The 11,551-nt window shown below is 59.8% G+C and carries 11 protein-coding genes; 1 reads left to right on the forward strand and 10 read right to left on the reverse strand.

Features of this window, described 5'->3' with window-relative positions; all coding sequences use genetic code 11:
* Positions 1–156 precede the first annotated feature (156 nt).
* The 4 genes from ASF66_RS04230 to ASF66_RS04245 all read right to left on the reverse strand — a co-directional run bounded on the left by ASF66_RS04230 (position 157) and on the right by ASF66_RS04245 (position 4,134).
* Positions 157–780, reverse strand: coding sequence for a 2-dehydro-3-deoxy-6-phosphogalactonate aldolase (locus ASF66_RS04230; RefSeq protein ID WP_049859436.1), 624 nt, complete (start codon positions 778–780; stop codon positions 157–159).
* Between the two features lies 1 nt (position 781).
* Positions 782–1,780 (reverse strand): 2-dehydro-3-deoxygalactonokinase, encoded by a 999-nt coding sequence (locus ASF66_RS04235; protein WP_056842847.1) that lies wholly within the window; start codon positions 1,778–1,780, stop codon positions 782–784.
* A gap of 502 nt (positions 1,781–2,282) precedes the next feature.
* The gene (locus ASF66_RS04240; protein WP_056842848.1) at positions 2,283–3,578 is read right to left on the reverse strand and encodes an MFS transporter; all 1,296 of its coding nucleotides are present in this window, start codon (positions 3,576–3,578) and stop codon (positions 2,283–2,285) included.
* 94 nt (positions 3,579–3,672) lie between these two features.
* Positions 3,673–4,134 carry a hypothetical protein gene (locus tag ASF66_RS04245; RefSeq protein WP_056842849.1) on the reverse strand — a complete coding sequence of 154 codons (462 nt, stop codon included), beginning with the start codon at positions 4,132–4,134 and terminating at the stop codon, positions 3,673–3,675.
* 448 nt (positions 4,135–4,582) lie between these two features.
* Here ASF66_RS04245 and ASF66_RS04250 point away from each other — a divergent pair, with 448 nt between their 5' ends.
* Entirely contained in the window at positions 4,583–5,863 is a 1,281-nt protein-coding gene (locus tag ASF66_RS04250; protein ID WP_056842850.1) for a glycosyltransferase, read from the forward strand.
* A 26-nt stretch (positions 5,864–5,889) separates the two neighbouring features.
* On the opposite strand, the gene ASF66_RS23140 is transcribed toward ASF66_RS04250, so the two are convergent.
* The 6 genes from ASF66_RS23140 to ASF66_RS04280 all read right to left on the reverse strand — a co-directional run bounded on the left by ASF66_RS23140 (position 5,890) and on the right by ASF66_RS04280 (position 11,442).
* On the reverse strand, positions 5,890–6,072 hold the full coding sequence (locus ASF66_RS23140; RefSeq protein WP_442962740.1) for a ComEA family DNA-binding protein: 183 nt from the start codon (positions 6,070–6,072) through the stop codon (positions 5,890–5,892).
* Between the two features lie 403 nt (positions 6,073–6,475).
* The gene (locus tag ASF66_RS04260; protein ID WP_049859431.1) at positions 6,476–7,285 is read right to left on the reverse strand and encodes a hypothetical protein; all 810 of its coding nucleotides are present in this window, start codon (positions 7,283–7,285) and stop codon (positions 6,476–6,478) included.
* A 33-nt stretch (positions 7,286–7,318) separates the two neighbouring features.
* Complete coding sequence (locus tag ASF66_RS04265) at positions 7,319–7,993, reverse strand: hypothetical protein (protein WP_056843420.1); 675 nt, start codon at positions 7,991–7,993, stop codon at positions 7,319–7,321.
* An 11-nt stretch (positions 7,994–8,004) separates the two neighbouring features.
* On the reverse strand, positions 8,005–8,982 hold the full coding sequence (locus ASF66_RS04270) for a glycosyltransferase family protein (RefSeq protein WP_056842851.1): 978 nt from the start codon (positions 8,980–8,982) through the stop codon (positions 8,005–8,007).
* Between the two features lie 67 nt (positions 8,983–9,049).
* Positions 9,050–10,417, reverse strand: coding sequence for a hypothetical protein (locus ASF66_RS04275; protein WP_236707046.1), 1,368 nt, complete (start codon positions 10,415–10,417; stop codon positions 9,050–9,052).
* A gap of 116 nt (positions 10,418–10,533) precedes the next feature.
* Positions 10,534–11,442 (reverse strand): glycosyltransferase family 2 protein, encoded by a 909-nt coding sequence (locus ASF66_RS04280; protein ID WP_056842853.1) that lies wholly within the window; start codon positions 11,440–11,442, stop codon positions 10,534–10,536.
* Positions 11,443–11,551 lie beyond the last annotated feature (109 nt).

An 11,551-nucleotide genomic window follows, 5' to 3' on the forward strand; every position in this document is an offset into this window, starting at 1 on the left:
CGATGGACGCTCAAGCGCCTGGAAATTTTACCGTTGCCGCCCGTACCGATTGCGTAGGAGCGGTCTTTGGCCGCGAACCGAGCGGCGTGGTGGATCAGTCACTGCGCTGTGCCCTCTTCGCGGCCGATGACCGCTCCTACAGGGGCGCGCAGCGTGTCAACCTTTCAGCGACTGCCACGCCTGCACATACGCCTTGGCGTTATCGGCGACCTGCTGCACCGTCATGCCCGGCTTGAACAGGCCCGAGCCCAGGCCGAAGCCCGCCACGCCCGCGTCGAGAAACGGCTGCATGTTGTCCGGGCTGATCCCGCCTACCGGCACCAGCGACGTGCCCTTGGGCAACACCGCCAACAACGCCTTGACCACCGCAGGTGTCAACGACTCGGCCGGGAACAGTTTCAACACATCGGCGCCCGCAGCGAGGGCGGCGAAGGCTTCGGTTGGCGTCACCACGCCCGGCGCCAGATACAGGTCGGCCTCCTTGGCCGCCTTGAGCACCACAGGGTCACTGTGGGGCATGACGATCAACTGCCCGCCTGCGGCTTTCACCTGCTGCACCTGTTCGGCCGACAGCACTGTTCCGGCGCCGATCAGGCAGTCGGCGGGCAGGCTGTTGCGCAACAGCCGAATGCTGTCGAAAGGCTGAGGGGAATTGAGCGGCACCTCGATGATGCGAAACCCGGCGTCATACAGCACTTCACCGATGGCCACCGATTCCTCGGGGCGCAGGCCACGCAAAATGGCGATCAGCCCGTTCTGGGCCATTGCTTGCTTGAGCATGTCAAACCTCTTGGAGCTGTTGAGCGACGAGCCCGGCGGCCAGCGCCAGGCTCCAGAGACCGCGTTCGGTGGCCTGTTCGGCCTGGCTGACGCTGGAAAAACCGCAAAGGGCCAGGGCTTGGCTGTAGCGCTGGCACAAGGCCCCATTACCGATCAGGACCACCGCCGGCAGCGCCGTCTGGCCACTGCGCTGGCGCAGCATTTCCGCCAACGCCCGCAGCTCGTGCCCGATCATCAGGCCGGACAGGTAGTCAGCCTGCTCGCTGCTGGCCAACTGGCCGGTCAAGCCGAGGCTGCGCGCGCTGAACATGGTCGACAGCACGCCGATGCTGCCCTCGGCCGACATCGCCACAGCAACGCCGCGCTCGAAGGCCACGCTGTCGAACGACGCACTGCGCTTTTGCGTGCGGCCGAGAATGGTGTGGGCACTGGCAGCGGCGAACAGCTCGCCGGTCATGAAGGTGTCGAAATGTTCGATGCGCTGCTCGACCACCCTCGCCCACTTCGAGTGGCTGCCGGGGAGACCGACCAGCAGGGTCTGGTCACGCTCGGCCGGGGGCAGCGACTGCAACAGACCGAAGATCTGGGTTTCCTCGCCACGCATCACGTTGGGCAGCGCCGAGCGTTGCAGGACGCCGGGCACAAGGTGCACATGGATGCCGCGCAACGTGCGTACCCATTCCATGCCAGCGGCCACGTCGGCGGCCTGGGCAGGGCTGGCGCAATAGGGGACTTCACGCCAGCCCTGGGCGCTGCCGACCATGCCGCAGGCGATCACGGCAACGTCGGGGTAGGCGTCGAGCCAGTCGCCACAGGCTTCGTCGAAGGTCAGTTCGAAACCATCGCGGGTGGATTCACCGCAGATGGTTCGGGGGATGGTGGATAGCTGCATGATGCCGCGATCCAGCGAGCGCTGGTCGAGTACATGGCCCTCAGGGCCGAGCAGATAGGCTCGCAGGGAACTGGTCCCCCAATCGAGTGCAACGAGTTGCGGCTGCATCGCTTCACCTTGTTTGTTTTTGGTAGTGAATGGCGGTGTGTGATGGCCGACTATAAATCCATTCGAGCAGAAATCTCAATATATAATTATCAATCCCACATATAGGGATACCCCCGTGGGAGCGGGCTCTGCCCGCGATGAATTCACCGCGCTGTACCTGCCAAACCCCTGTGGGAGCGGGCTCTGCCCGCGAAGAATTCACCGCGGTGTACCTGCCAAACCTCTGTGGGAGCGGGCTCTGCCCGCGAAGAATTCACTGAGGTATACCTGGCAGAACGCGGTGCTCCATTCGCGGGCAGAGCCCGCTCCCACATTTCTGTTCCCACAGTTCTGCTTCTTACAGTTCTGCTTCTTACATTTCTGTTGCCACAGTTCTGCTCCCACAGCTTTGCTTCTCACAGATCTGCCTGACCAGTTCTACTTCAACAGGTCTGCTTCAACAGATCTGCTGCCTGAAATCGTCCATAAAAAAACCGGCCTAAGGAGGCCGGTTCGTTTGGAGTCAGGCGTACGCCTGCAAGGGGCGGCGTCTGCCGAAGACCCATGCGGTACCAATGCCAACTGCGCCCATCACCACGCAGTAGCCCACGCACACCCAGGGGCTCCAAGGCATCAGAGCTATCAGCAACAACGGTGTGGTGCTCGCCCACAGTGCATAAGCGATGTTGTAGGTGAACGAGATACCCGACACGCGAACCTTTGCCGGAAACAGGCCGACCATCAGCGACGGCACCACACCCACCACCCCGCACCCCAGGCCTGCCAACGCATAAGCCAGCGCCAGACTGCCAACGCCGGCGACCAGACTGGCGTACAGCGCAGTAATACCCAGCGGCAGCAACACGCTGTAAAGAACCAGCGCACGCCAGGCGCCAATGCGATCGACCAGCAGGCCCGCCAGCACGCAGCCGATGTTCAGAAACACGATGCCCAGGCTGCTCAACGCAAAGGTATGCCGGGCATCAAGGCCGAAACGCTGCTGCATCACCGTCGGCGTGATCACCACCAGCACGACCACAGCCGAGGTCAGCACGCACGTCAGCAATACCGCCGGAATCAACGATGCGCGATGCTCGCGTAGAACGGTGCGCAGGGAAAACTCGCTAACTTGCTCGCTGCGCGCGCGCATGGCCAGGAATACCGGCGTTTCACTCAGCAAGCGACGCAGCCACACCCCTACCACGCCGAATACGCCGCCGAGCAGGAACGGCAGACGCCAGGCCCAATCGAGAATCTCCTGTGGGGTGTACACCCTCGCCAGCACGGTGGCGGTCAGCGCCCCCAACAGGTAGCCGAAGGTCAATCCGGCCTGAAGAAACCCTAGCGCATAACCGCGTCTGCGCAGCGGCACGTGTTCGGCGACGAACACCCAGGCACTCGGTACCTCCCCTCCTACGGCTGCGCCCTGCAGGATGCGCAAGGCAAGCAGCAGCAGCGGCGCAAAGTAGCCGATCTGAGCATAGGTCGGCATCACCCCGATCAGCAGGCACGGCACCGCCATCATCAGGATGCTCAGGCTGAACACCCGCTTGCGCCCTAACCGGTCGGCAAAATGCGCCATGAGAATGCCGCCCAAAGGACGGGCCAGGTAACCGGTCACGAAAATACCGAAGCTCTGCAGCAAGCGCAGCCATTCCGGCATCTGTGGGGGAAAGAACAACTGACTCAGGGTCAGCGCGAAGAAAACGAAAATAATGAAATCGTAGATTTCCAGCGCGCCACCAAGGGCCGCCAGACCGAGGGTCTTGTGGTCGCTGCGGTTAAGCAGCAGTGGCTGGGCTGAGCTATCGGCAGGCATGGGCAAATCCGCAGGTGACCGACGACGCGTATCCTCGCGCCTGTCAAAGGCGCGCAGGATAGCAAAAAGCGTCGGACGTGGCAGGCGCGAACGGCTACAGCGGAGGGGCGCTCAAGGATTTACGCGTGCGAATACCGTCCCCGATTACCCGTACGCGGTGCTCCAACGGGGCCTTGGGCGATTCGACAATGGCCATGAACGTTCGCAGGGCTTCAAGATCAGGCAACTGCCTGACGCTGGTACGCAACGGCTCGCCGCTGGCATCGGTCAGTTCCGTTTCGATCTGCTTCTGGCTTTCATACAGCAACGCATGGCGGACCAACTCGGTGTTCTTGCAGAACCGTGGCAGATCAACACCTGAGCGCACCGCCATGTCGGTGTTGGCAATCAACAGATCGAATGGCTCATAGGCGCTTTGCACCATGGTCAACAATTCGTCGAGAGAACGCACGGGTACGACCCTGAAATAGCCCAGATTGTTGAGCGTTCGCTCGATCTGCACCGCTTGCTGCCCTAGCTCGTCGGCAATCAGAATGCGCAATGTCTTGTCAGCCATCATCCACTTCCCAGGCACGGGCGCGGGACGGTCCCTTACCCGTCGCGCCAAGCCACTACGGCGAGTGCAACGCAACTCGCGTTTTCCTATGAATATCACCCTCGAGGGGTGGCCCGCCGGCAAGCTTACTCTCCCAATCACCCGTTCGGAATGAAAAACGTCGAGCATTTGACGATAATTTACAAACGACCTTTGAGATCCATTGCAACCTAATGTTTTAAAAGATTTTTTTATCTGTTACGAGACGTATGTCTGGTAATTTTCCGACGATCAGCACAGTTCCAGCGTAAAAATGCAACGTCCACATGGAACGAGCGTCACAGACCCATGCTCATAGCTTAAAATCTTCCCACCACGAAAGATCACTACATCGGTGCCTGGCTCGCCCAGATTGCCGTTGATACAGGAGTTGACGTATTGTGATCACCGGACCCTGTGGGAGTCGGCAATGATTCGCTTTGCCATCATCGCTCCACCCCTACCCAGCCATTTCCAGCCGCTCGAACACTTGGCCATGGAGCTGATCGAACGCGGTCACAGTGTGACGTTCTTTCATCGATCCGACGCCCGAAGCCTTCTGCGTTTCGACCGAATAAAATTCCACGCCGTCGGCCACAAACGCGTTCCTGCGGGGAAGCATTCCGAGAGCCGGGTATTCGCGCCGTATTTCGATACCCTGCTCGGCCGGCGACGCAACTATGCAGACATGGCTCAAGTGACACAGATGCTGTGCGAAGAACTGCCGGCGGCTCTACGCGAAGATCGCATCGATGCCCTGCTCTGCGATCAAATGGAAGCAGCCGGAGGGCTGGTCGCCGAATCCCTTGGCCTGCCGTTCGTTTCCATCGCCTGTTCCCTGCCGGTAAATCGCGAAGACGCCACAGTGCCGTTGGCCGTCTTTCCCTATTCCTACGAGCGTGGTGACGATGCGCTCAAGCGTTATGCCCGGGCCGAACGGCGTCACGACTGGGTGATGAAACCTCTGCGCCAGGTCATTGCACGCCAGTCCGCGGCGCTTGGCCTGCCAGTCCGCGAGAGCCTGCATCAGTGCCTGTCGCCGCTGGCGCAGATCAGCCAGACAGTGCTGGAGTTCGATTTCCCTCGGCCCAACCTGCCGCCCTGGTTCCACGAAGTCGGTCCGTTGCGCCGAGTCTCGGATGAAATGAATCACCTGCCCTACACCCTGGACAATACCCGGCCATTCGTCTTTGCAACCCTCGGCCGCCAGCATGGCAATCGGCTCGGTCTGTTCAAACGCATCGCCCAGGCCTGCAAGCTGCTCGATGCGCAGTTGCTGGTGATGCATTGCGGCGGGCTCACTCATCGCCAAAGCGACCAACTGTTGCGGCATGGTGCTACCTGGGTTACGGACTTCGCCGACCAAGCGATGTTGTTGCAGTACGCCGACGTACTGGTGACCCACGGCGACCTCGATATCGTGCTCGAGGCCGTCGTGGCGGAAACCCCCATATTGGCCTTGCCCATCGCAGCCGACCAGCCAGGTGTTGCGGCGCGCGTGGCCTACAGCGGTTCCGGCGTGCACGCCAGCAAGCACAGCAGCAGCCGGGAACTGGCGGAGCATCTGCGTCATTTACTGGAGAGCCAATGGCCAGAGCTTGAAACCCTGGCCGATGCCATCCACGTGATGGGGGGCACCGAGCGAGCGGCGGATATCGTCGAGGCGGTTATTCCCGACAAGTCCAAGCTCTACCTCATCAGCTCTCGTTGAGGGCCTTGTCCTAGGTTGGCTCAGGCTCAAAGCGCAAGTTTCTCGCGATTGCGATCAAACAGGGCTTTGCCTATGCCTTTCACTTCCAGCAGTTCATCTATGGAATCGAAAGGCCCGTAAGCTTCGCGGTGTTTCACAATGGCTTCTGCCTTTGTCCGGCCTATCCCTGAGAGTTCACGCTTGAACGTCTCGGCATCGGCAGTATTCAAGTTGACTCTGTTTGGCAGCGAGCGCTGACTGGCAGCAAGCGTCGATGCTTCAGCCCTGGAAACAGGCGCCGCCTGAACCAGCACTGCGCAATGTGCCAACATGACAACTAGCAAACAGGAAAAAAACCTTCTGTGCACTGTGTACGCTCCATGATTCACGTGAGGTAAGCGGCATTCCAAAGCCGCTCGCACACACTAGCCAATGAAGCCGAACATTCCACTCGCGTGCTGTCAGGAAATATGTCGCAGGGCGGGACATCCTGAAGATCCGAGCGCTGCCGCCCATCTTGGCAAGTGTTAGCAGATGTGCGCCGTTACACCAACCGGGTAGCCGCGTTGCAAGTTCAGGCTAGGGTCTGTGTGAAAAGTCTTGAGACAAGTATCAAGGCGTTTCACACAGAGCCTAGGATGACCGGCGCCGGGCGTCGAACCAGGTGCGCCAGTAAGCGATGGGATGCAGGTAGCGGTTTTCGCGCTTACCCATACCATGCTTGCCAGTGAAATCTTCCTCGGCATAGTCTCCGTTAATGCGGACACGTGATGCAGTGGTCGCCAGCAAGCATATCTTGGCATTGGCTTGCTGAAGAGCGAACTTGAGCAGACGTTCGGAGTGCAACTTGCGACCCGTGGCCTTGGAAAACTCGAAAATGCGTTCGATTCGGCGACCGTAGGCCCGGTAAACGTCACGCCCGCAAATCGCGAATCGATCATTCAAGCCGCCCCACCATTGCCAGTTGGGGATGTAGGCATTCAAACGGCGCGCGTCAGGCTGATCGAATACATAGCTGGGCAGAGGATCGTGATACTTGAGGTCAGGCCGAACAAAGATGACGAAGTCCGGATCGAACGCTTCTACCCTTGCAGTAACGCTATGCAAGGAGTGCAGCTGCAGCAGCAGGTTGCGGACCGAGGCGTGCTCATCCCCCCAGGTATCGCCCAGTGCCTTGATCCGTTCGAACTCCCACCGCTCCAGCACACCGGTGTCTCGTTCGAGCGCTCCGGTCATGGTCAGGAACGGATCATAATTGGCAGCGATCAGGGCACCATCCTCTCCCGAGCGTCGGTTCGAAACGGTGTCGGTCTGGTACAGATGATAAAAGCACTGCACGTTCGCCCCTTGTGGGATCTGTGCAAGCACCTGCTTCTGGATCGACGGGAAGCATATTGCAGAATTTCTGGGGATGCCAAAGAACGCGACGGCCACTTTCAACACGTGATCTTTCCTGAACGGGTGTGGGTACACTTTTTATCGGCGTTTGAACAAGCGCTGCCACCAGCTTGGCTGGCGCTGCAGAGCCAGGGTTTCAACGTCGGCGTTGGCCAGCCAGGCCCGCTCGTAGTCCCAGGCATGCCCGCTCCAGAGCTTGCCGCCATCATTGGAGTAGCCGAGGGTCAGCAGACGGAAGTCCATGCCCTGGTCACGGCGCAGCCAGTCGAACAGTACCAGCGCATTGAACCCCGTCGACGGGCCGACGAATCGTTTGCCGTTGGCGTGGGCACTGGGATAATTCCACAGCGCAGGCAACGGAATGCGTTCGCGAAACAGCGAGACACCTTTGACAGGTGACATGGGATGGGCAACACCCACCAGTATCGTAAAGCAGCGAGCCTCGGGAGCTTGCCACAACGCCTGCACTCCAGGCCCATAAGGCAGACCGAAGAAATACTGGTCAGGCGCGTTGTAGCCATGGATGAAGATATTCGCGCTCAGACTGCTGAGCAGCGGCCACTTCAGGCAGGTATTGAAACTGACCACTGCATCTCGGGGGCAGAGCGACAGGGCGTCGACGTCGGCCTGGCCAATGGCAGGATTATTGGCCACCAGCACCACTCGCTCGGCACGGCGAAGGCAATCGAGCAAACCTTTGTCGAACGCACCGAGGATATCCTGATCACCCCCGGGCAAAGCGGCCAGGTCCATATCGCCGTGTTTCACTGGCTCGGCACCTTCAGCCCGAAACGCATCTTCACCCACCACTGCGTCAGCGGCCCGGGCGCTTGCCAGCGACGCATCGGCGCCTGGATCGCCGCTGCCAGATCCCGTCCCACCCGCGCGAAGCTGTAGTTGTCGCGGGCGAATGCCTGGCCATTTTCAGCAATCCGTGCCGCCAGCACGGGGTCGCTCTCCAGCAAGGCAATTTTTTCCAATGCCTCGGCTTCTGAACGGTAGAACACCACGTTGTGCATGTCCTCGAACCCCAGCAGACGGTCCTCCTCGCCCTGACTCCAGGCCAACAGTACGCAACCACAGGCCAGCGCTTCGAAGTTCTTGATCATGAACTCGCCCATACCGATATCGGCACTGACGAATACCTTGATGCGGTTGAGTGTCTGCAGGTACTCCTCGCCCGATGCGGTCTTGGCGATCAGCATCCCCGTCTTGCTGGCCAAGGACTCGAGGATGGCGCGGCGTTGCGCATATTCCTTGCTTTTCAGGCTGCCCAGAAAGCCCAGGGGAATGTCACGCGCTCCGCCCAGATTGTGCAGCATGGCGTCGTCATAGCCCTTGGAAATGAACAGTGCGTCTATACCTTCGGCCTGCATGCGCTGCGCGACCACCGCACCGGACACCAAGGCCCGGCAAGCAGGCAGGCGAGCATACAGACGGGAATACATGTGGCGGTATTTGCTGTTGGGCATGTAGTTCTGATAGGCGTCATGTTCCAGGAATATCAGTCCGGGCACACACTTCAGGACTCGCCATTGAGGCGCTAGACGCTTGACGCGGGAGAACACCACCACGCGGTCGAAGTCCTGATGGTTCACCGACGCAAGAAACGGCCCCAGGTTCATCTGCTGCGCCTTGGTGAGCCGCATGATCACGCAGTCATCACAATGCTGGCGAATGATGTCGTACAGGCGGTCAAGCAGCACACGCTGCTCGTCCATCACCAACAGCAAGACTTTCATACCTCTACCTCAGTACACGAATGCATCGACGCCACCTGCCTGCGCAGTGATCCAAGTGGATGTGACATCAGCGTCCAACCACCGTCACGGTCTTGCCTTTTCGCTGGGGGAAGCTGGCCAGAACCTTCATGTGATGTTCGGCCATCCACGCCTGCAACCAGGGCTCGCTTTCAGCGGCTTCGAAAACGAAGTACTGGTAACGCTCGAGACTGCCCGGAGCGATCGCGGTTTCGCGAGGCAGAGTCGGCTGCGGATACCCGCGCCCGGCGTAGTAGGAGATACGCCCATCTTCATAGAACACCGACGTCTGTTCTTCGATGTGCTGCGCAACCCATTGGCCAGCGGCGACGAAGTTGGTTTTCTTGCCGCCCAGGGAGATGACATTCGCCAGCATCATCAGTACGCCCAGCACCAGCATTGCCTTGCCCAGTTTCGGATACGCCTGGGCCAGGCGTGCCAGCGCAACCGCGAGCAGTGGCAGGAGCAGCACATCGAGGAAGCTCAGATAGCGGCCGATCATGAACTGCGAATGGATGAAGAACAGCATCATGACGACCAGATAGGCCGCCGCCACGTAGGCAAAAGGACGGAAAGACTTCCAGTACAGCTGCCAAAGGCTCCAGGATCGTGGCCAGAGAAACGGCAGGGCAAACGGTCCCATCATGCTGACTGTCTTGATCAGAAGCGACGCCAGCAGGCCGAAAAAGACGATGCGACCGGCTTCATCGACAGAGTATTTGTTGATCAGTGAACTGCCGAACTGATGCGCCAGTGTATTGAAGTTGGTCAATATCGATTGCGGGCTGATCAACGCCATCATGAGTTCGATACGACTGGACTGCCAGTCTACATACACCGCCAACACGGCCAGGACCGGAACGAGCAGCACCAGCGGCAGGCAGAAAAACTCCAGGAATTGACGGCGCCGCCCGCTGATGAACAGATTGGGCAGTTGCCACACACCCAATGCAACCAGAAGCGTCAAAGCTTCGAGCCGGAACAGTACGGCGGCAGCGACGGCCAGGTAGATAGCCGAGGCGCGCAACCAGCCACCACAGGTTTCCCAGCGCAGCGTGAGCCACAGCGCCAGCGTACAGAAGAACCAAAAGCCGTCTTCACGGATGATGTCCCAGCGAAATTGATTGATCGCCGGCATGGCGAGTACGACAAGGCACGCCCACCAGGTCGCTTCTGGCACACGCTGGCGGATGCAGTCGACCAGCAGCGTACAGGTCCCGGCCATGAACAGCGCGCAATACAGGTGGGCGCACCACTCCAGCGGCAGGCCGGTCACCGAATGCGTGCCCGCGATCAGCAGCGCAAACCAGGGCCAGTTGAACATCTCCAGCGCAATGCTTGAACCGTGGCGGCTCGCCTGGTACGCGATGTCCATGTAGAACGCGGCATCACGGGCCAGGATATCGGTGCCTGCCATCGCTATGAGCGACAACACAAGGCTGCCGATGAAGGTCAACCACAAAGGCGAAAGCTTGTTGAATACCGAAGACGGTGAGTTATGTCTCGCCGCTGAAACCGCTGACCACATGCAGGCTAATCCTTGAAGAACAAATTGATGGCCTTGCGCAGGTAGACCCAACGCAACGCCTGCGGGCCACTGAGGTACAGGGCTCGTCGGTAGTAATGGAGCGCCTTGGAGCGTTCCTTCTGGCGCAGTGCTGCGCGAAACAGAGAAAGGTAGCGCTGCGCCTGGTAACGTCGGCGCAGCGGCTGGCATTCTGCCGGTAGCGTTGAAAACACTTCCGTAGTCATTGCCAAGGCCAACGACTCTTCATCCCGTCGGTCGTTGCGCAAGCTGTCAGGGTGTTTGTGGATGCGGGCGATCACCTGGTCCGTGATCATGATCTTCTGCGCAGTCACCAACAGATACGCGAACACGGGAATGTCCTCGCCAGAGCGCAGTTGCTCCGCGTAGGGTCGCTTGATCAGGAGTTCGCGGGTAATCAGGATGCTGCTGGGCGCAAATGAAATACGCTTTTGCAGCAGATACCGGCAGATCTTGGCCTTGGCACTCAAGTCGGGCACCGGCGCTGGAAGCCGAGTGCGCTCGCGGCCGTCCGGATGGACTGACACGTGGGCACCGATGATCACGTCGGTGCCAGGAGTGGCTTTGACCATCGCGCGCAGCACCGCGATTGCACCTGGAATCAGTTCGTCATCGGCATCCACTGGCAGGATGAAACGACCTTTTGCCACGCGGATGCCATGGTTGCGAGCCGCTGCCGCACCGGCGTTCGGTTGGTAGAGATAGTGTATGGATGAAAAGCGTGGCAAGTAGCCGTCCACGATCCTGGCGGTGTCATCGGTAGAGCCATCGTCCACGATGATCAATTCCAGATCATCCGCCCACTGATCGAGAATCGAGTCCAGGACGCGATGTAGGTATCGACCGTAGTTGTAGGTGGGCACGACGACGCTGATTAATGTCGTAGGTGGCGTCATGCGGGAGCCATCGCCTGCAATGGTTTACCCAGATCGTGGCAACCGGAGTCGCATCGGCGCTCGAGCCTTGAGGCGCAGCGCATGCCGAAGAGGGTCGAAACCAAGGACA

Source organism: Pseudomonas sp. Leaf129, from assembly GCF_001423465.1.
GTDB lineage: Bacteria > Pseudomonadota > Gammaproteobacteria > Pseudomonadales > Pseudomonadaceae > Aquipseudomonas > Aquipseudomonas coleopterorum.

Bases quoted from the DNA above. Each gene is read 5' to 3' on its own strand.
- ASF66_RS04230 (WP_049859436.1), bottom strand. From the start codon at position 780: ATGCTCAAGCAAGCAATGGCCCAGAACGGGCTGATCGCCATTTTGCGT.
- ASF66_RS04235 (WP_056842847.1), bottom strand. From the start codon at position 1,780: ATGCAGCCGCAACTCGTTGCACTCGATTGGGGGACCAGTTCCCTGCGA.
- ASF66_RS04240 (WP_056842848.1), bottom strand. From the start codon at position 3,578: ATGCCTGCCGATAGCTCAGCCCAGCCACTGCTGCTTAACCGCAGCGAC.
- ASF66_RS04245 (WP_056842849.1), bottom strand. From the start codon at position 4,134: ATGGCTGACAAGACATTGCGCATTCTGATTGCCGACGAGCTAGGGCAG.
- ASF66_RS04250 (WP_056842850.1), top strand. From the start codon at position 4,583: ATGATTCGCTTTGCCATCATCGCTCCACCCCTACCCAGCCATTTCCAG.
- ASF66_RS04265 (WP_056843420.1), bottom strand. From the start codon at position 7,993: ATGGACCTGGCCGCTTTGCCCGGGGGTGATCAGGATATCCTCGGTGCG.
- ASF66_RS04270 (WP_056842851.1), bottom strand. From the start codon at position 8,982: ATGAAAGTCTTGCTGTTGGTGATGGACGAGCAGCGTGTGCTGCTTGAC.
- ASF66_RS04275 (WP_236707046.1), bottom strand. From the start codon at position 10,417: ATGGCAGGCACCGATATCCTGGCCCGTGATGCCGCGTTCTACATGGAC.
- ASF66_RS04280 (WP_056842853.1), bottom strand. From the start codon at position 11,442: ATGACGCCACCTACGACATTAATCAGCGTCGTCGTGCCCACCTACAAC.